This window comes from Mycobacterium sp. (assembly GCF_044223235.1).
Lineage (GTDB): Bacteria > Actinomycetota > Actinomycetes > Mycobacteriales > Mycobacteriaceae > Mycobacterium.
This window is the reverse complement of record NZ_JBGAME010000027.1, coordinates 1-18,820: the sequence shown is the minus strand read 5'-3', so window position 1 is coordinate 18,820 and position 18,820 is coordinate 1. Positions and strand designations below refer to the sequence as shown.

At 70.0% G+C, this 18,820-nt stretch carries 16 protein-coding genes; 13 read left to right on the top strand and 3 right to left on the bottom strand.

From position 1 onward, the window contains the following. Positions 1 to 18 precede the first annotated feature (18 nt). Genes ADBZ6K_RS22880 through ADBZ6K_RS22870 form a run of 3 tightly spaced genes read left to right on the top strand, consistent with a single transcriptional unit; the run spans position 19 to position 2,519 of the window. Complete coding sequence (locus ADBZ6K_RS22880; RefSeq protein ID WP_526350982.1) at positions 19 to 804, top strand: TrmH family RNA methyltransferase; 786 nt, start codon at positions 19 to 21, stop codon at positions 802 to 804. 9 nt (positions 805 to 813) lie between these two features. Then, on the top strand, positions 814 to 1,674 hold the full coding sequence (locus ADBZ6K_RS22875; protein ID WP_526350980.1) for an adenylate/guanylate cyclase domain-containing protein: 861 nt from the start codon (positions 814 to 816) through the stop codon (positions 1,672 to 1,674). A gap of 20 nt (positions 1,675 to 1,694) precedes the next feature. Next, positions 1,695 to 2,519, top strand: coding sequence for a rhomboid-like protein (locus ADBZ6K_RS22870; RefSeq protein WP_526350978.1), 825 nt, complete (start codon positions 1,695 to 1,697; stop codon positions 2,517 to 2,519). Here the strand turns inward: ADBZ6K_RS22870 and ADBZ6K_RS22865 are convergent. Together ADBZ6K_RS22865 and ADBZ6K_RS22860 are read right to left on the bottom strand one after the other, a co-directional pair. Further along, complete coding sequence (locus tag ADBZ6K_RS22865) at positions 2,442 to 2,915, bottom strand: CAP domain-containing protein (RefSeq protein ID WP_526350976.1); 474 nt, start codon at positions 2,913 to 2,915, stop codon at positions 2,442 to 2,444. The two genes, ADBZ6K_RS22870 and ADBZ6K_RS22865, sit on opposite strands and share 78 nt — an antisense overlap. Before the next feature lie 107 nt (positions 2,916 to 3,022). After that, positions 3,023 to 4,600, bottom strand: coding sequence for an FMN-binding glutamate synthase family protein (locus ADBZ6K_RS22860; RefSeq protein WP_526351060.1), 1,578 nt, complete (start codon positions 4,598 to 4,600; stop codon positions 3,023 to 3,025). 68 nt (positions 4,601 to 4,668) lie between these two features. On the opposite strand from ADBZ6K_RS22860, the gene pheS reads away from it, so the two are divergent. The 10 genes from pheS to argH all read left to right on the top strand — a co-directional run bounded on the left by pheS (position 4,669) and on the right by argH (position 17,036). Beyond that, positions 4,669 to 5,820: a phenylalanine--tRNA ligase subunit alpha gene (gene pheS, locus ADBZ6K_RS22855; protein ID WP_526350974.1), complete on the top strand. Its 1,152-nt coding sequence runs from the start codon at positions 4,669 to 4,671 to the stop codon at positions 5,818 to 5,820. Continuing rightward, entirely contained in the window at positions 5,820 to 8,309 is a 2,490-nt protein-coding gene (gene pheT / locus ADBZ6K_RS22850) for a phenylalanine--tRNA ligase subunit beta (protein ID WP_526350972.1), read from the top strand. The genes pheS and pheT overlap by 1 nt, the downstream gene beginning before the upstream one ends. Positions 8,310 to 8,445: 136 nt before the next feature. After that, complete coding sequence (argC, locus tag ADBZ6K_RS22845) at positions 8,446 to 9,480, top strand: N-acetyl-gamma-glutamyl-phosphate reductase (protein ID WP_526350970.1); 1,035 nt, start codon at positions 8,446 to 8,448, stop codon at positions 9,478 to 9,480. A gap of 32 nt (positions 9,481 to 9,512) precedes the next feature. Further along, positions 9,513 to 10,712: a bifunctional glutamate N-acetyltransferase/amino-acid acetyltransferase ArgJ gene (gene argJ, locus ADBZ6K_RS22840; RefSeq protein WP_526351058.1), complete on the top strand. Its 1,200-nt coding sequence runs from the start codon at positions 9,513 to 9,515 to the stop codon at positions 10,710 to 10,712. Then, the gene (gene argB / locus ADBZ6K_RS22835) at positions 10,709 to 11,614 is read left to right on the top strand and encodes an acetylglutamate kinase (protein ID WP_526350968.1); all 906 of its coding nucleotides are present in this window, start codon (positions 10,709 to 10,711) and stop codon (positions 11,612 to 11,614) included. The genes argJ and argB overlap by 4 nt, the downstream gene beginning before the upstream one ends. Continuing rightward, the gene (locus tag ADBZ6K_RS22830) at positions 11,607 to 12,788 is read left to right on the top strand and encodes an acetylornithine transaminase (RefSeq protein ID WP_526350966.1); all 1,182 of its coding nucleotides are present in this window, start codon (positions 11,607 to 11,609) and stop codon (positions 12,786 to 12,788) included. The genes argB and ADBZ6K_RS22830 overlap by 8 nt, the downstream gene beginning before the upstream one ends. Further along, positions 12,785 to 13,720, top strand: coding sequence for an ornithine carbamoyltransferase (gene argF, locus ADBZ6K_RS22825; protein ID WP_526350964.1), 936 nt, complete (start codon positions 12,785 to 12,787; stop codon positions 13,718 to 13,720). The genes ADBZ6K_RS22830 and argF overlap by 4 nt, the downstream gene beginning before the upstream one ends. Positions 13,721 to 13,729: 9 nt before the next feature. Further along, a complete protein-coding gene (locus tag ADBZ6K_RS22820; protein ID WP_526350962.1) occupies positions 13,730 to 14,290 on the top strand; it encodes an arginine repressor in 561 nt (186 codons plus the stop codon). 24 nt (positions 14,291 to 14,314) lie between these two features. Beyond that, positions 14,315 to 15,526 (top strand): argininosuccinate synthase, encoded by a 1,212-nt coding sequence (locus ADBZ6K_RS22815; RefSeq protein ID WP_526350960.1) that lies wholly within the window; start codon positions 14,315 to 14,317, stop codon positions 15,524 to 15,526. 97 nt (positions 15,527 to 15,623) lie between these two features. Then, positions 15,624 to 17,036, top strand: a complete 1,413-nt coding sequence (argH, locus tag ADBZ6K_RS22810) for an argininosuccinate lyase (RefSeq protein ID WP_526350958.1) — start codon at positions 15,624 to 15,626, stop codon at positions 17,034 to 17,036. Positions 17,037 to 17,038: 2 nt separating this feature from the next. On the opposite strand, the gene ADBZ6K_RS22805 is transcribed toward argH, so the two are convergent. Continuing rightward, on the bottom strand, positions 17,039 to 18,820 hold a 1,782-nt coding region (locus ADBZ6K_RS22805), incomplete at its 5' end, for an ATP-binding cassette domain-containing protein (protein ID WP_526350956.1).

The window sequence follows — 18,820 nt, the reverse complement described above, 5'->3', positions numbered from 1 at the left end:
AGCGAATCGACCCGGGAGATGTCGACGCTCACCGAGCGCTCCGCCCGGGTTGCCGCGGCAGCCAAACTGCACCGCCACACCGGGCGCCGCCGCGCCGCACGCTTCCTAGCCGAGGGACCCAACCTGGTCGAGGCAGCGCTGCGGCGCGGTGTCGTTTCCGAGGTGTTCGCCACCGAAGCGGCGGTGCAGCGCTTCGGCGCCCTGCTCGGTGACGCACCAGTGCAGCTGGTCACCGACCGCGCCGCGAAGGCGTTGTCGGACACCGTGACACCGGTCGGGCTGGTCGCGGTGTGCGACGTGCCGCGCACCGCCCTCGACGACGTCCTGACGGCGCCGCGGCTGATCGCGGTCGCCGTGCAGATCTCCGAACCGGGCAATGCGGGCACCCTGATCCGCGTCGCCGACGCGATGGGTGCCGACGGTGTGGTGCTGGCCGGCCACAGCGTCGACCCGTACAACGCGAAGTGTCTGCGCGCCTCGGCCGGCAGCATATTCGCGATCCCGGTGGTCACCGAACCCGACGCCGACCGCGCGGTCGGGGCGCTGGGGGAGGCGGGCCTGCAGTTGCTCGCCACCACCATCGACGGTGAACTCACCCTCGACGACGCCGAGCCGCTGCTGTCCGCGCCGACGGCGTGGCTGTTCGGGCCGGAGGCGCAGGGTTTGCCGCCGGACCTCGCGGCGCGGGCCGACCACCGGGTGCGCATCGAGATGCCCGGGACCTCGGAGAGCCTCAACGTCGCCTCGTCCGCGGCAATCTGCCTGTACCAGAGCGCCAGGGCCGGTCGCACCGCCACCCGCTAGGCTGGCGCGGTGGATGCCGAGTCGTTCGACGAACGATCCGGCCCCGGCATCGACGGCGGACCGCTGCGATGGCTGAAGCGGACCAACCACAATCCTGCGCTGATCGCCCTCGTCAAACGCGCTCGCCACGCGCTGCCCGGCGATCCGGAATTCGGTGATCCGCTGTCGGCCACCGGTTTTGGTGGACCCCGCGCCGCCGCGCGAGTCGCGGACCGGCTGCTCGACCGCGACGCCGCAACTCGGGAGGTCAGCCTGGGGGCGCTGCAGGTGTGGCAGGCGCTCATCGAGCTGGTGTCGGGCCGGCCGGCCCAGCCCGAGGTCACGATCGTGTTCACCGACCTGGTTGGCTTCTCGTCGTGGTCGCTGCAGGCCGGCGACGAGGCGACGCTCAAGCTGCTGCGCAGGGTGGCTCAGGTTGTCGAGCCGCCGCTGCTGGAGGCCGGCGGGCACATCGTCAAACGGATGGGCGACGGGATCATGGCGGTGTTCCGCGATCCCTCCACCGCGGTGCGCGCGGTGATCGAATCGATGGACGCGCTGAAAAGCGTTGAGGTGCAAGGCTATACACCTAGAATGCGCGCGGGCGTGCACACCGGGCGGCCCCAGCGCATCGGCTCCGACTGGCTCGGCGTCGACGTCAATATCGCCGCCCGAGTCATGGAGCGCGCCACCCGGGGCGGCCTGGTGGTGTCGCAGCGGGCCCTCGAACGGATCTCGGACGACGATTTCGAGGCCCTTGAAGTGTCCGCCAAACGACAACGCAGGCCGCTGTTCACGGGCAGATCCGAGGGTGTGCCCGCAGATCTGACCATGTATCGCGTGAGAACTCGCAGGGATCTGCCAGGTGACGATGGCGGGGGACCGGGGTAGCGCGCGGATAGTGGTCACCGATGGTGTCGGCTGCCCTCTCGCTGGTGGCCAGGGTCCGGGTCACGGTGGCCTACGCAGTGATCCTGGCCGGTGTGACGACCGTCTTGGTGGCTCTCGGCCCGCGGGTCCAGGACCGGGTGATCAGCCACGCCAGCACCAACCTGCACAACCTCGGCCACGGTCACATCGCCACGCTGATCGGCAGCGCGTTCGTCACCGACGCAGGCCCGGTCTACCTGTGGCTGCCGGGCCTGGTGTGTCTGCTTGCGGTCGCCGAACTGATGTGGGGAAGCGGCAGGCTGGTCACCGCCTTCGCCGTCGGTCATATCGGCGCGACGCTGGTGGTGGCGGCAGGGCTGACCACCGCGGTGCGGCTGGGGTGGCTTCCGGTGTCGGTGAGCCGGGCCACCGACGTCGGGATGAGTTACGGCGCCGCGGCGGTCCTCGGCGCCCTTGCCCTGGCGATTGCGCCGCGATGGCGGCCCGCGTGGATCGGGTGGTGGCTGGCGGTGGCGATCGCCGTCGCCGTCATGGACGACGGCGACTTCACCGAAGTCGGCCATGCGGTGGCGCTGGTGCTGGGCATGCTCGCGTCGACGCGGTTCGGTGGCCCCGGCCGGTGGAGCCCACCCCGGTACCTGCTGTTGGCGGTGGCGGCCCTGTTCGGATACCTGATGCTGGTCGACACCGACTCCGCAATCCTGGCCGGCGTTGGGGGGCTGCTCGGCGCATCGCTGGCGTACGCCGTGTGGTGGCTGGTCCGGGACTTAAGGGCGCGCGAAGTCCCCGACGACGGTCATCTTGGTGCCGTCCCACGCGGTCGCGAAGCCACCTGCGGTGAATGAGCAGTCCATGATGATCGCCCGGTGCGCGGGACTTGCCATCCACAAGTCGAGTGCTGCGGACGGATCCGCAGCGGATCCGGTGCCCCAGAAGACGATCTCACCGTGGCCGGCGCCGGTGTAGCCCGCATCCGCGATACGCGCCCCCGGTGACGAGCCGTCCGACCCGATATGGCCGTCCACACCGTGCGTCAGCATGTCGTTGGCGTGCCGCTGCGCAGCCGCTGTCAATCGCGGATCGTCCTGGAGCGCGCCGCATGTCTGGCGCAGCCGTTCGACACCGTTGTATACCGCGGTCCCCGAATCATCCGCGTGCGCAGGGAACCCAGCAACCGTGCCAAGGGCCGCTGTGAGGACGGTGCAACTTACGACGACGGTCACGATCCTGCCTGTGATCATCTGTTGCCCCCTGCCATGTGCCCAGGTTTGTCTGCCCTCTGAGCAAACAAACGCTACCCATCGTGGACCCATAACGGGTTGGAATCCCGAATCTGTGCCACCGGCGCTCAGCGGAATTCGTCGGCGGACGCCTCGATCCAGTCCGAGCGCCACGCTTGCGGCGCGTCCTCGAGCAGTTCCCCGGGCATCAGCCAGTCGTAGATCTCGGCGTACGTGCGGCTGCGCTGACCCTCCACGCGGCGGTTGAGCATCGCGGGCGAGAGTTCGTGGAAGCCGGACAACCCCATGGACGCGACGATCTGGGCGGCGCTGGCCACGGTGGCGCGCTGGAAGTTGAAGACCCGCGCGGTCTTGTCGGTCACGTCGAGGGCGCGCGAACGTACCGGATCCTGGGTGGCCACACCCGTCGGGCAGCGGTTGGTGTTACACGCCTGCGCCTGGATGCAGCCGACGGCGAACATCATCGCCCGTGCCGACATGGTGAAATCCGCGCCCTGACAGATCCGGCTGACGATGTCGACGCCGCTGGCGACCTTGCCCGACGCCCCGACCCGGATGCGTTCACGCAGGCCGGTGCCGACCAGGCAGTTGTGCACGAGCATCAGCCCCTCCGTCAGAGGCATGCCGACGTGGTCCTCGAACTCCACCGGTCCCGAACCCGTCCCGCCCTCGGACCCGTCGACGATCACGAAATCCGGGGCGGTCCCGGTGGCCAGGATCCCCTTGCAGATCGAGAGGAACTCGGTGCGGGCACCGATGCACAGTTTGAACCCCACCGGCTTACCGCCGGACAGCCTGCGCAGCGTGGCGATGAACTGGGTGAACTCGATCGGCGTGCCGAAGGCGCTGTGCGCCGGCGGCGACACCACCGTCCGGCTGACGGGCACACCCCGGGTGGCCGCGATCTCCTTGCTGACCTTGGCGCCCGGTAGCACGCCGCCGAGGCCGGGCTTGGCGCCCTGTGACAGCTTGATCGAGATCGCCTTCACCGCTGGGATCTGCGCCTTCTGGCCGAATGCCACGGGGTCGAAGTGTCCGTCGGCGCTGCGGCACCCGAAGTAGCCCGACCCGATCTCCCAGATCAGATCGCCACCGCGAAGATGGTACGGACTGATCCCGCCTTCGCCGGTGTCGTGGGCGAACCCGCCCCGCGCCGCACCCTGGTTCAGCGCGGTGATGGCGTTGGCCGACAGCGCCCCGAAGCTCATCGCTGAAACATTCAGCAGCGCAATGTCATACGGCTGCGCACAGTCCGGCCCGCCCAGCCGCACCCGGGGATCGAGATTGTCGGCGAAGCGCGCCCGGATGGAGTGCCGCAGGAATTCGTAGCCGGTGGCGTTCACGTCGCGCTCGGTGCCGAACGGCTCGTCGCCCTTGGTGCCCTTGGCGCGCTCGTAGACGAGATCGCGGGTTTCCCGGTCGAACGGTGACGCCTCGGTGTTGGACTCGATGAAGTACTGGCGGATCTCGGGGCGGATGGCCTCCATCAGGAACCGGACATGCCCGACGATCGGATACAGCCGAAGGATGGTGTGGCGGGTCTGCACCAGATCCCAAGTGCCCAGCCCCGCCAGGCCTGCCAGCACCACGGCGACCGGCGCCCACCAGCCGTTCCACACCAGCGCGCAGAGCACGGCCGCGAGCGCGGCAAGCCATACGCAGGCGACGAGCAGTGGCCGCAGGATCACCGCGTGAGGGTATCGCCGGGGAAATGCCCGCGAGTGCCGATCCGGCCATCGCCTATGATCGCCGGGTGGCTGAGCGGCCAACCGACGTAGCGGGTCTTTCGGGGCTGTCCGAGGAAGCGTTGACCAAAGCGGTCAGCGCGGCTCGTCATGCGTTCGACCTTTCCGGTGACCTCGGTGCCCTGGCGCTGGCCAAGACCGAACACCTCGGTGACCGGTCGCCGATCGCGCTCGCGCGCCAGGCGCTGGGCTCGTTGCCGAAGGCCGACAGGGCCGATGCGGGCAAGCGGGTCAACGTCGCGCGCACCGAGGCGCAGCGTGCCTACGACGAGCGGCTGGTGACCCTGCGCGCGGAGCGGGACGCCGCGGTGCTGGTGGCCGAACGCATCGACGTCACGCTGCCTTCGACGCGTCAACCCCTCGGTGCGCGCCACCCGATCACCATCCTGGCTGAACACATCGCCGACACGTTCACCGCGATGGGTTGGGAACTGGCCGAGGGGCCGGAGGTCGAGACCGAGCAGTTCAACTTCGACGCGCTGAACTTCCCCGTCGACCATCCGGCCCGCAGCGAGCAGGACACCTTCTATATCGCGCCGGTATCACCTCCCGGCGCTTCGCTTGCCCAGGTATCACCTCCCGGCGCTTCGCTTGCCCAGGTATCGTCTCCCGGCGCTTCGCTTGCCCAGCAAGCCTCCCGGCAGGTGCTGCGCACCCACACCTCCCCGGTGCAGGTCCGCGCGCTGCTGGAGCGCGATCTGCCGGTGTACATCATCTCGATCGGGCGCACCTTCCGCACCGACGAACTCGACTCGACTCACACGCCCGTCTTCCACCAGGTGGAGGGCCTGGCCGTGGACAAGGGCCTGACGATGGCCAATCTGCGCGGCACCCTGGACGCGTTCGCCCGTTCCGAATTCGGCCCCCAGGGCCGCACCCGGTTCCGGCCGCACTTCTTCCCGTTCACCGAACCGTCCGCCGAGGTCGACATCTGGTTCGAGGGCAAGAAGGGCGGCGCCGGCTGGGTGGAATGGGGTGGCTGCGGGATGGTCAACCCGAATGTGTTGCGCGCCTGCGGCATCGACCCCGAGGTCTACTCGGGCTTCGCCTTCGGGATGGGACTGGAGCGCACCCTGCAGTTCCGCAACGGCATCCCCGACATGCGCGACATGGTGGAGGGTGACGTGCGATTCTCGCTGCCGTTCGGGGTGGGCGCCTGATGCGGCTCCCGTACAGCTGGCTGCGCGATGCTGTCCGCGCTGGCGCTCCCGGCTGGGACGTGCCCGCCGAGGAACTCGAGCAGACGCTGATCCGGATCGGCCACGAGGTCGAGGAGATCATCCCGGTCGGGCCGGTCTCCGGACCGCTGACCGTCGGACGGGTCGCCGACATCGAGGAACTCGCCGACTTCAAGAAGCCGATCCGGGCCGTCAAGGTCGACGTCGGCGAACAAGAGCTGCGCGACATCGTTTGCGGGGCAACGAATTTCGGCGTCGGCGACCTGGTCGTAGTGGCACTGCCGGGAGCCACGCTACCTGGGGACTTCACCATCGCCCGGCGCAAGACCTACGGGCGGACTTCCGACGGCATGATCTGCTCGTCGTCTGAATTGCGTTTGGGCGCAGACCATTCCGGGATCCTGGTGCTTCCACCGGGCACGGCGCGGCCCGGTGACGCGGCGGCCGACATCCTCGGCCTGAACGACGTGGTGTTCCACCTGGCCATCACCCCCGACCGCGGCTACTGCCTGTCGATTCGCGGCATGGCCCGTGAGATCGCCTGCGCCTACGACCTGGATTTCGTCGATCCGGCCGATGTCGCCCCGTTGCCCGTCGACGGCGAGGCGTGGCCGTTGACGGTGCAGCCCGGCACCGGCGTCATCCGGTTCGGTCTGCGGCCGGTGACCGGTATCGACCCCGCCGCGGTGTCGCCGTGGTGGATGCAGCGGCGGCTGCTGCTCAGTGGCATCCGGGCGATCTCACCCGCGGTCGACGTCACCAACTACGTGATGCTTGAGATCGGCCACCCGATGCACGCCCATGACCGCAGCCTGATCACCGGCGGATTCGACGTGCGCTTCGCGCGCGAGGGCGAGACCGTCGTCACCCTCGACGACATCGAACGCAAGCTCGACCCCGGTGACGTGCTGATCGTCGACGACGTCGCCACCGCCGCGATCGGCGGCGTGATGGGCGCGGGCACCACCGAGGTCCGCTCGACCACCACCGACGTGCTGCTCGAAGCGGCCGTGTGGGACCCGGCCGCCGTCTCGCGCACTCAGCGCAGGCTGCACCTGGCCAGTGAAGCCGGCCGCCGCTACGAACGCTCGGTCGATCCGGCCATCTCGGTCGCCGCGCTGGACCGGTGCGCGGCGCTGCTGGCCGACATCGCAGGCGGAACCATCGACTCGACGCTGACCGACTGGCGCGGCGACCCCCCGCGCGCCGACTGGTCGCACCCGCCGGTGACCATGGCCACCGACCTTCCCGACCGCACCGCCGGTGTGCGCTACCCCGACGGCGCCGCGCAGCGCAGGCTGACCCAGATCGGTGCGGCCGTCGTCAGCGACGGCGCAGCGCTGACCGCGACCCCGCCCAGCTGGCGGCCCGATCTGGTGGAGTCGGCCGACCTCGTCGAGGAGGTGCTGCGGCTGGAGGGGTTGGAGAAGATTCCGTCCGTGCTTCCGCTGGCGCCGCCGGGACGCGGGCTGACGCCGGATCAGAAGCGCCGCCGGGCGATCGGAAAGTCTTTGGCGCTGGCCGGTTTCGTCGAAATCCTGCCGACGCCGTTCCTGCCCGCGGGTGTGTTCGACCAGTGGGGCCTGCCCGCCGACGACCCGCGCCGGGCCACCACCCAGGTGCTCAACCCGCTGGAAGCCGACCGGCCGCACCTGGCCACCACACTGCTGCCCGGCCTGCTCGAAGCGCTGACCCGCAACGTCTCCCGTGGCGCGGTGGACACCGCGCTGTTCGCGATCCAGCAGGTCGTCGAACCCACCGAGCTCACCGGGGCGGTCGAGCGGATCCCGAACACCCGCCGTCCCACCGACGAGGAGATCCGCGCGCTGGACGCGTCCCTTCCGCGCCAGCCGCGCCACGTCGCCGTCGTCCTGGCCGGGTTGCGCGAACCCGCAGGGCCGTGGGGTCCGGGGCGACCGGTGGAGGCCGCCGACGCGTTCGAGGCGGTGCGTGTGGTCGGCCGCGCCGCCGGGGTGGACCTGACGCTGGTCGAGGCGCCCGACCGGCTGCCGTGGCACCCGGGCCGGTGCGCGGCGGTGCTGATGGGTGACACCGTGATCGGCCACGCCGGCCAACTGCACCCCGCGGTCATCGAGCGCGCCGGACTGCCGAAGGGCACCTGCGCGGCCGAGCTTGACCTCGACGCCATCCCGATCGTGGAGTCGCTGCCCGCCCCGTCGGTGTCGCCGTTCCCTGCGGTGTTCCAGGACGTCGCGCTGATCGTGGCCGACGATTGTGCTGCGCAGAGTGTCGTGGATGCCGTGCGTGACGGCGCGGGGGAGCTGCTGGAGGATATCCGGCTGTTCGACGTCTACACCGGTCCGCAGATCGGCGATGGCCGCAAGTCGCTCGCGCTGGCGCTGACCTTCCGCGCGCCGGACCGCACGCTGACCGAGGACGAGGCCAGCGCGGCGCGCGATGCCGCGGTGCGGACCGCTGCCGACCGGGTCGGAGCCGAGCAGCGCCGCTGATCCCCGCCCCCTTCTGCCGCGAGCGTGCGGGTCTGTACGCGACACGCCGTGCCATGGCCTACAAATGCGCACGCTCGGCCAAGTGATCTAGTAATGAGTTTGCAGATCACTGCATAACGATGCAAGGATGGTGCCCATGGTTTCTGTCGCGGTGGCCGGTGCCAGTGGCTATGCGGGTGGGGAGATCCTGCGCCTGTTGCTCGGGCATCCCGCCTACGGCGACGGCCGGCTGACCATCGGTGCGTTGACGGCCGCGGCCAGCGCGGGCACCACATTGGCGGAGCACCATCCGCACCTGCTGCCGCTGGGCGGCCGGGTGCTCGACGGCACCGAGATCGAGGTGCTGGCTGGACATGACGTGGTGTTCCTGGCCCTGCCGCACGGACATTCCGCGGCGCTGGCGGAGCAGCTGGGCCCCGACACGGTCGTCATCGACTGCGGCGCCGACTTCCGGCTCACCGACCCCGCCGCATGGGAACGCTTCTACGGCTCGCCGCATGCGGGCAGCTGGCCCTACGGGCTGCCCGAGCTGCCGGGCTGCCGTGAACGCCTGCAGGGCGCCACGCGCATCGCTGTACCCGGCTGCTACCCGACGGCGGCGCTGCTGGCGCTGTGGCCCGCGGTCGCCGACGACCTCATCGAACCCGCGGTGACGGTCGTCGCGGTGAGCGGCACGTCGGGGGCGGGCAAGTCCGCCAACGTCGACCTGCTGGGCTCCGAGGTCATCGGATCGGCACGCGCGTACAACATCGGCGGAAAGCACCGGCACACCCCGGAGATCGCGCAGGGTCTGCGATCGGTCACCGACAAGCAAGTGACGGTGTCCTTTACCCCGGTGCTGATCCCCACCTCACGCGGCATCCTGGCCACCTGCACCGCCAGGACCCAGGCGCCGCTCTCGCAGGTGCGCGCCGCCTACGAAAAGGCCTACGACGCCGAGCCGTTCGTCCACTTGCTGCCCGACGGCCAGCTGCCCAAGACGGGCGCGGTGATCGGCAGCAACGCCGCCCAGCTGGCCCTGGCCCTCGACGATGACGCCAAGACACTGGTGGTCGTCGCTGCCATCGACAACCTGGTCAAGGGCACCGGGGGCGCGGCGGTGCAGTCGATGAACCTGGCGCTGGGCTGGCCGGAGACCGAAGGACTGTCGATCGTAGGGGTGGCGCCGTGACCGGATCCGATGTGGCCGACCAGGTCTCGCCGATCAGGACCCGACTGATCCGCACCCAGGGCGTCACCGCCCCTGCGGGATTCCGGGCGACCGGTATCGCCGCGGGCATCAAGGCCTCCGGCGCGCTGGATCTGGCGCTGGTGTTCAACGAGGGCCCCGACTATGCCGCCGCGGGGGTGTTCACCCGAAACCAGGTCAAAGCAGCGCCGGTGCTGTGGACGCGGCAGGTGCTCACCACCGGCAGGCTGCGGGCGGTCATCCTCAACTCCGGCGGCGCCAACGCCTGCACCGGACCGGTCGGTTTCCAGGACAGCCACGCGACGGCCGAGGCGGTGGCGGCGGCGCTGTCGGACTGGGGCACCGATACCGGGGCGATCGAGGTCGCGGTGTGTTCGACAGGTCTGATCGGCGACCGGCTGCCGATGGAGAAGATGCTCGCGGGAGTCCAGGACATCGTGCACGAGATGGCCGGCGGCCTGACCGGCGGCGAAGAGGCGGCGCGGGCCATCATGACCACCGACACGGTGCCGAAACAAGCTGCGCTGCACCACCGCGACGACTGGACCGTCGGCGGCATGGCCAAAGGCGCTGGCATGCTGGCCCCGTCGCTGGCGACCATGCTGTGCGTGATCACCACCGACGCCGTCGCCACTTCGGCGGCCCTTGACCATGCGCTGCGGCGCGCGGCCGCGCTCACCTTCGACCGCCTCGACGTCGACGGCAGCTGCTCCACCAACGACACCGTGCTGCTGCTGTCCTCCGGTGCGAGCGAGATCGCGCCCAGCCAACGCGATCTGGACGACGCGGTGCTGCAGGTCTGTAATGATCTGTGCGCCCAGCTGCAGGCCGACGCCGAGGGCGTCACCAAGCGCATCGCAATCACGGTCACCGGCGCCGCGACCGAGGACGACGCCGTGACCGCCGCCCGTGTGGTGGCCCGCGACAGCCTGGTCAAAACCGCGCTGTTCGGCTCCGACCCGAACTGGGGGCGGGTCCTCGCCGCGGTCGGGATGGCCCCGGTGACATTGGATCCGGAACGAATCAGCGTGTCGTTCAACGGTTCTCCGGTATGCATCGACGGAGTCGGCGCACCGGGAGCTCGTGACGTCGACCTGTCGGGTGCCGACGTCGACGTCACCATCGACCTCGGCGCCGGATTGCAACGCGCGACGATCCGGACCACCGACCTGTCGCACGCCTACGTCGAAGAGAACTCGGCCTACAGCTCATGAGCCAGGCCACTACAGCCACGACGACGACAGCCACGACGACGACCAAGGCACAGGTGCTGGCCGCGGCGCTGCCGTGGCTCAAACGGCTGCACGACAAGATCGTCGTCGTCAAATACGGCGGCAACGCCATGACCGACGACACCCTCAAGGCCGCGTTCGCCGCGGACATGGTGTTCCTGCGCAACTGCGGCATCCACCCCGTCGTCGTGCACGGCGGCGGCCCGCAGATCAGCGCCATGCTCAAACGCCTCGGCATCCCCGGCGACTTCAAGGGCGGCTTCCGGGTCACCACACCGGAGGTCCTCGACGTGGCCCGCATGGTGCTGTTCGGGCAGGTCGGCCGCGAACTGGTCAACCTCATCAACGCGCACGGCCCCTACGCGGTCGGCATCACCGGCGAGGACGCGCAGCTGTTCACCGCGGTGCGCCGCAGCGTCACCGTGGACGGCGTGGCCACCGACATCGGCCTGGTCGGCGATGTCGAGCGGGTCAGCTCGGCCGCGGTGCTCGACCTGATCCAGGCCGGCCGCATCCCGGTGGTGTCCACCATCGCGCCCGACGCCGACGGCGTCGTGCACAACATCAACGCCGACACCGCCGCCGCGGCGCTGGCCGAGGCGCTCGGGGCCGAGAAGCTGGTCATGCTCACCGACGTCGAGGGCCTCTACACCGATTGGCCCAATCGCGAATCGCTGGTCAGCGAGATCGACGCCGGGGCGCTGACGCAACTGCTTCCCACGCTGGAGGCCGGCATGATCCCCAAGATCGAGGCCTGCCTGCGGGCGGTCGGCGGCGGCGTACCCAGCGCGCATGTCATCGACGGGCGCGTCGAGCACTGCGTGCTGGTCGAACTGTTCACCGACGAGGGGACGGGCACCAAGGTGGTGGGCACCCATGGCTGAAACGGGAACCGAGGCGGTCCAGCAGCGCTGGTCGGCGGTGATGATGAACAACTACGGCACCCCGCCGGTCGCGCTGGCCAGCGGTGACGGCGCAGTTGTGACCGACGTCGACGGCAAGTCCTACGTCGACCTGCTCGGCGGGATCGCGGTGAACGTGCTCGGGCACCGCCACCCCGCGGTCATCGAAGCGGTGACCCGTCAGCTCAACACCCTGGGCCACACGTCGAACCTGTACGCCACCGAACCCGGCATCGCGCTGGCCGAGGCCCTCGTCGGGCTGCTCGGTGTCCAGGCGCGGGTGTTCTTCTGCAACTCCGGCACCGAGGCCAACGAGGTCGCCTTCAAGATCAGCCGACTCACCGGCCGGACCAAACTCGTTGCCGCACAAGGCGCTTTCCACGGCCGCACGATGGGCTCACTGGCGCTCACCGGCCAGCCCTCCAAGCAGGCGCCGTTCGCGCCGCTGCCCGGCGACGTCGTCCACGTGCCCTACGGCGATGTCGCCGAACTCGAGCGCGTCGTCGACGCGCAGACCGCCGCGGTGTTCCTCGAACCGATCATGGGGGAGGGCGGCGTCGTCGTCCCGCCCGCCGGATACCTGGCCGCGGCGCGGGAGCTGACCACCAAACACGGTGCGCTGCTGGTGATCGACGAGGTGCAGACTGGCGTCGGCCGCACCGGGACCTTCTTCGCCCATCAGCACGATGGCATCACCCCCGACGTGGTGACCCTGGCCAAGGGTCTCGGCGGCGGGCTGCCGATCGGGGCCTGCCTGGCCGTCGGCGCGGCCGGCGACCTCCTCATCCCGGGCCTGCACGGCAGCACCTTCGGCGGCAACCCGGTCTGCACGGCCGCGGCGCTCGCGGTGCTGCGCACGCTGGCCGCCGAGGATCTGGTCGACCGGGCCCAGGTGCTCGGCAAGACACTCAGCCACGCCATCGAGGCATTGGGCCACCCCCTGGTCGACCACGTCCGCGGACGCGGCCTGCTGCGGGGCATCGTGCTCACCGCCCCGGAAGGCAAGGCCGTGGAGTTGGCGGCGCGCGAGGCCGGCTATCTGGTCAACGCTGCCGCACCCGAGGTGATCCGGCTGGCGCCGCCGCTGGTCATCACCGAGGCGCAGATCGAGGCGTTCATCGCCGACCTGCCCGAGATCCTGGACGCCGCACGATGACACGGCATTTTCTGCGCGACGACGACCTGACGCCGGGGGAGCAGGCGGAGGTGCTGGCACTGGCCGCCGAGCTGAAGAAGGATCCGTTCTCGCGGCGCCCGCTGGAAGGTCCGCGCGGTGTCGCCGTGATCTTCGACAAGAACTCCACCCGCACCCGGTTCTCCTTCGAGATCGGCGTGGCCCAGCTCGGCGGTCACGCCGTCGTCGTCGACGGCCGCAGCACCCAGCTGGGCCGCGAGGAGACGCTGGAGGACACCGGCCGGGTGCTGTCGCGCTATGTCGACGCGATCGTGTGGCGCACCTTCGCCCAGGAGCGCCTGACGGCGATGGCCGCCGGCGCGACGGTGCCGCTCGTCAACGCACTGTCCGACGAGTTCCATCCCTGCCAGGTGCTCGCGGATCTGCAGACGCTGGTCGAGCGCAAGGGGGGGCCGTCGGGCCTCAAAGGATTGAAGTTGTCGTACTTCGGGGACGGCGCCAACAACATGGCGCATTCGCTGATGCTGGGCGGGGTCACCGCCGGGATCCATGTGACCGTCGCGGCACCAACGGGTTTCGGACCGCACGCCGAGTTCGTCGCCGCCGCCGAAGCGCGCGGCAGGCAGACCGGTGCGACGGTGACACTGACGGACGACCCCAAGCGGGCCGCCGACGGCGCCGACGTCCTGGTGACCGACACCTGGACGTCGATGGGCCAGGAGAACGACGGGCTCGATCGGGTGCGGCCGTTCCGCCCGTTCCAGATCAACGCCGAACTGCTGGCGCTGGCCGATTCGGATGCCGTTGTGCTGCACTGCCTTCCGGCGCATCGTGGCTACGAGATCACCGACGAGGTGATCGACGGCCCGCAGAGCGCGGTGTTCGACGAGGCCGAGAACCGGCTGCACGCGCAGAAGGCGCTGCTGGTGTGGCTCCTGGAAAAGTCGGGATGAGTAACCCCGATGAGTAACCCCAAGGCCGCCGCTGATTCCGATGTCGCCGCCGGGGCGGCTCCGGTGTCCGATGTCGCCGGCCGGGCGGCCCCGGAAGTGGCGGCGACGCGCGCGGGCCGTCAGAGTCGCATTGTGGCAATCCTGTCGGCGAATTCGGTGCGCAGCCAGGGCGAACTCGCCGCGATGCTGTCCGCGGAGGGCATCGAGGCCACGCAAGCGACGCTGTCGCGCGACCTGGAGGAACTCGGCGCGGTGAAGCTGCGCGGTGCCGACGGGGGCGTCGGGGTGTATGTCGTGCCCGAGGACGGCAGCCCGGTGCGTGGCGTCTCGGGTGGCACCGAACGGGTATCGCGGCTGCTGAGCGAGCTGCTGGTGTCGACCGACGCGAGCGGCAACCTCGCGGTGTTGCGCACGCCACCCGGTGCGGCCCACTACCTCGCCAGCGCCATCGATCGCGCCGCGCTGCCCTACGTGGTGGGCACGGTGGCCGGGGATGACACCATCTTGGTGGTGGCGCGCGAACCCATGACTGGCGCGGAACTCGCCGCGACCATCGAGAACTTTCAATAGCGAACAGTCAGAAGGAGATTGGGCATGTCACAACCGGGGTCCGAACGCGTCATCCTGGCGTATTCCGGCGGTCTGGACACTTCGGTTGCGATCAGCTGGATCGGCAAGGAGACCGGCCGCGAGGTCGTCGCCGTCGCGATCGACCTCGGTCAAGGCGGCGAGGATATGGAGGTCGTCCGCCAGCGGGCGCTGGACTGCGGTGCAGTGGAGGCCGTCGTCGTCGACGCCCGCGACGAGTTTGCCGAGCAGTACTGCCTGCCGACCATCCAGTCCAACGCGCTGTACATGGACCGCTACCCGCTGGTGTCGGCCATCAGCCGGCCGTTGATCGTCAAGCACCTGGTGGCCGCGGCCCGCGAACACGGCGGCGGCATCGTCGCGCACGGCTGCACCGGCAAGGGGAACGACCAGGTCCGCTTCGAGGTCGGATTCGCCTCGCTGGCACCGGATCTGGAGGTGCTCGCACCGGTGCGCGACTACGCGTGGACCCGGGAGAAGGCCATCGCCTTCGCCGAGGAGAACGCGATCCCGATCAACGTCACCAAGCGCTCGCCGTTCTCCGTCGACCAGAACGTGTGGGGCCGGGCGGTGGAGACGGGCTTCCTCGAACACCTCTGGAACGCGCCCACCAAGGACGTCTACGACTACACCGAAGATCCCACGCTGAACTGGAACACCCCCGACGAGGTGGTCGTCGGCTTCGAGGGCGGTGTGCCGGTCGCGATCGACGGCAAGCCGGTCACTGTGCTGGAGGCCATCGTCGAACTGAACCGGCGGGCCGGCGCGCAGGGTGTGGGACGGCTCGACGTCGTCGAGGACCGCCTGGTAGGCATCAAGAGCCGGGAGATCTACGAGGCCCCGGGCGCGATGGTGCTCATCACCGCGCACACCGAACTCGAGCACGTGACGCTGGAGCGGGAGCTGGGCCGGTTCAAGCGCACCACCGACCAGAAGTGGGGCGAGCTGGTGTACGACGGCCTGTGGTACTCGCCGCTGAAGCGGGCGCTGGAGTCCTTCGTCGCGCACACGCAGGAGCACGTCACCGGCGACATCCGGATGGTGTTGCACGGCGGGCACATCGCCGTCAACGGCAGGCGCAGCCCCGAATCGCTCTACGACTTCAACCTCGCGACCTACGACGAGGGCGACTCCTTCGACCAGTCCAGCGCCAAGGGTTTCGTGCACGTGCACGGCCTGAGCTCCAAGATCGCCGCGCGCCGGGACCTCCGTCAGTGACGCGCCCCCACACCTGTCCGCGACCGTGCGTGTCTGTACAGGGACACGCCGCCGATCGCGTACACATGCGCACGCTCGCAGGAGTGGTGGCGCGCCGGTGAGCACCAACGAGGGGTCGCTGTGGGGCGGTCGGTTCGCCGACGGCCCGTCCGACGCGCTCGCCGCGCTGAGCAAGTCCACCCACTTCGACTGGGTGCTGGCGCCCTACGACGTCGCCGCGTCCAAGGCGCACGCGCGGGTGCTGTTCAACGCGGGACTTCTCACCGCCGAACAGCGCGACGGCCTGCTGGCGGGTCTCGACAGCCTCGGTGCGGACGTCGCCGACGGCAGCTTCGGGCCGCTGGTCACCGACGAGGACGTCCACGGCGCGCTGGAACGGGGCCTGATCGATCGCGTGGGGGACGACCTCGGCGGTCGGCTGCGGGCGGGCCGTTCCCGAAATGACCAGGTGGCCACGCTGTTTCGGGCCTGGTTGCGCGACGCCATCCGGCGGGTCGCCGGCGGTGTGCTCGACGTCGTCGGGGCGCTGGCCATGCAGGCGGCTTCGCACCCGACGGCGATCATGCCTGGCAAGACCCACCTGCAGTCCGCACAGCCCGTGCTGCTCGCGCACCATCTGCTCGCCCACGCCCACCCGCTGCTGCGCGACGTCGACCGCCTCTGCGACGTCGACAGGCGGGCGGCGGTGTCGCCGTACGGATCCGGCGCGCTGGCCGGGTCGTCGCTGAACCTGGACCCCGACGCGATCGCCGAGGAACTCGGCTTCGACTCGGCGGCGGACAACTCCATCGACGCCACCGCAGCGCGCGACTTCGCCGCGGAGGCAGCGTTCGTCCTGGCCATGATCGGAGTGGATCTCTCGCGGCTGGCCGAGGACATCATCCTGTGGAGCACAACCGAATTCGGCTATGTGACGCTGCACGACGCGTGGTCGACCGGCAGTTCGATCATGCCGCAGAAGAAGAATCCCGACATCGCGGAGTTGGCCCGCGGCAAGTCGGGCAGGCTGATCGGCAACCTCACCGGCCTGCTCGCCACGCTCAAGGCCCAGCCGCTGGCCTACAACCGTGACCTGCAGGAGGACAAGGAGCCGCTCTTCGACTCCGTGGCCCAGCTGGAGCTGTTGCTGCCCGCGGTGGCCGGACTGGTCGGCACGCTGCGCTTCGACACCGACCGGATGGCCGAACTGGCGCCGCTCGGCTACACCCTGGCCACCGACGTCGCGGAGTGGTTGGTGCGCAGGGGGATTCCGTTCCGGGTCGCCCATGAGGCGGCCGGCGCGGCGGTGCGGGCGGCCGAGGCCCGCGGGGTCGGGTTGGAGGACCTGGAGGACGCCGAGCTGGCCGGGATCCACCCAGAGCTGACGCCCCAGGTGCGTGAGGTGCTGACCATCAGCGGGTCGGTGGACTCCCGCGACGCCCGCGGCGGCACCGCGCCCGTCCAGGTGGCCAAGCAATTGGGCGTGGTCCGTGACACCGGAGAGAGGTTGCGGGCCCGGCTGCGCCGGTGAACTCAGAGCTGTTCGCTGAGCTCCAGCCAGCGTTCCTCGAGTTGCGCGTTCTCCCTTTGGATCTCATCGATGGCCTGCATCTTCACCCGCAGGCCCTGATAGTCCGACTGGTCGTGTTCGGCCAGTGCGATCCGCTGGGCGTCTATCTGTTCGGCCAGCTTCGTCAGCCGGCGTTCGATCGCCGCGAGTTCCTTGTACGCGGCGCGCAACTCGGCACCTGACAGTGCCGCCTGCGAGGCGTCGCCGGTGGAAGCGGACGCCTGGGTGGCAGCACGCTGGCGCTGGTCGTGGCGCAGCCGCAGGTACTCGTCGACGCCGCCGGGCAGGTGGCGCAGCTTGCCGCCGAAGATCGCGTACTGCTGATCGGTGACCCGCTCGATGAAATACCTGTCGTGGGACACCACGATGAGCGTGCCGGCCCAGGAGTCGAGCAGGTCCTCGATCGCGGCAAGCAGATCGGTGTCCAGATCGTTGGTCGGCTCGTCGAGGATCAGCACGTTGGGCTGGTCGAGCAGGATCAGCAGCAGCTGAAGGCGCCGCTTCTGCCCTCCGGAGAGGTCCTTGACGGGGGTGGAGAGCTGGGGCGTGGTGAAGCCCATGCGTTCCAGTAGCTGGCCCGGTGTGAGCTCCTGCGCCTTGGATCCGGTGCCGATGGTGTAGCTGGTGGCCAACCGGGAGACGACGACGCGCACCGGCTCGTCGAGGTGCTCGTCGAGGTCGTCCAGCTTCTGTGTCAGCGTCGCGACCCTGACGGTCTTGCCGCGCTTGACGCGTCCCACGGTGGGTTCGACCGCGCCGGACACCAGCCCGAGCAGCGTGGATTTACCCGCGCCGTTGACGCCGAGGACGCCGGTGCGCTCGCCGGGCGCGATGCGCCACTCCACACCGTGCAGCACCTCGCGCCCGTCGTAGGACACCGACGCGTCGAGCAGATCGACCACCTCCTTGCCCAGCCGCGACACGGCCAGCGAGTGCAGGGAGACCTTGTCGCGGATCTCGGGAACGTCGGCGATGAGTGCGTTGGCTGCGTCGATGCGGAACTTCGGCTTCGAGGTGCGCGCCGGCGCGCCGCGGCGCAGCCAGGCGAGTTCCTTGCGGGCCAGGTTCTGCCTGCGCGCTTCGATCGCCGCGGCCTGACGGTCCCGCTCGACGCGCTGCAGGATGTAGGCCGCATACCCGCCCTCGAACGGCTCGACGACGCGGTCGTGAACCTCCCACGTCGTCGTGCAGACCTCGTCGAGGAACCACCGGTCGTGGGTCACGACGAGCAGCCCGCCCGCGCTGGCCGCCCAGCGCCGCTTCAGATGCTCGGCGAGCCAGGCGATCCCCTCCACGTCGAGGTGGTTCGTCGGCTCGTCCAGGGCCAGGACATCCCACGGCCCGGCGAGTAACGCAGCCAGGGCCACCCTGCGCCGCTGCCCGCCCGACAGGGTGCCCAGCCGCGCGTCCCAGTCCAGGTCCTCGAGCAGTCCCGCAATGACGTCGCGAACGCGGGCGTCACCCGCCCACACGTGTTCGGCGGCGTCGCCGACGACGGCGTGTCCGACGGTGTCGCCGTCATCGAGGGTGTCGGCCTGGTCGAGCATTCCGATGCTCACGCCGGCGCGCACCGTCACCCGTCCGGAGTCCGGCCGGCCGCGGCCTGCGAGCAGGGACAGCAGGCTCGACTTTCCGTCGCCGTTGCGGCCCACGATGCCGATCCGGTCCCCCTCGTCCACGCCGAGCGAGACGCCGTCGAAGACCACCTTGGTGGGGTATTCGAGGTGCAGGGCTTCGGCCCCGAG

What these genes read in the sequence shown, in the direction of transcription:
- ADBZ6K_RS22880 (WP_526350982.1), top strand. Translation starts at nt 19, where the DNA reads ATGTCGACGCTCACCGAGCGCTCCGCCCGGGTTGCCGCGGCAGCCAAA.
- argC (WP_526350970.1), top strand. Translation starts at nt 8,446, where the DNA reads ATGGTTTCTGTCGCGGTGGCCGGTGCCAGTGGCTATGCGGGTGGGGAG.
- ADBZ6K_RS22870 (WP_526350978.1), top strand. Translation starts at nt 1,695, where the DNA reads ATGGTGTCGGCTGCCCTCTCGCTGGTGGCCAGGGTCCGGGTCACGGTG.
- ADBZ6K_RS22820 (WP_526350962.1), top strand. Translation starts at nt 13,730, where the DNA reads ATGAGTAACCCCAAGGCCGCCGCTGATTCCGATGTCGCCGCCGGGGCG.
- ADBZ6K_RS22865 (WP_526350976.1), bottom strand. Translation starts at nt 2,915, where the DNA reads ATGATCACAGGCAGGATCGTGACCGTCGTCGTAAGTTGCACCGTCCTC.
- ADBZ6K_RS22815 (WP_526350960.1), top strand. Translation starts at nt 14,315, where the DNA reads ATGTCACAACCGGGGTCCGAACGCGTCATCCTGGCGTATTCCGGCGGT.
- ADBZ6K_RS22830 (WP_526350966.1), top strand. Translation starts at nt 11,607, where the DNA reads ATGGCTGAAACGGGAACCGAGGCGGTCCAGCAGCGCTGGTCGGCGGTG.
- pheT (WP_526350972.1), top strand. Translation starts at nt 5,820, where the DNA reads ATGCGGCTCCCGTACAGCTGGCTGCGCGATGCTGTCCGCGCTGGCGCT.
- argB (WP_526350968.1), top strand. Translation starts at nt 10,709, where the DNA reads ATGAGCCAGGCCACTACAGCCACGACGACGACAGCCACGACGACGACC.
- argF (WP_526350964.1), top strand. Translation starts at nt 12,785, where the DNA reads ATGACACGGCATTTTCTGCGCGACGACGACCTGACGCCGGGGGAGCAG.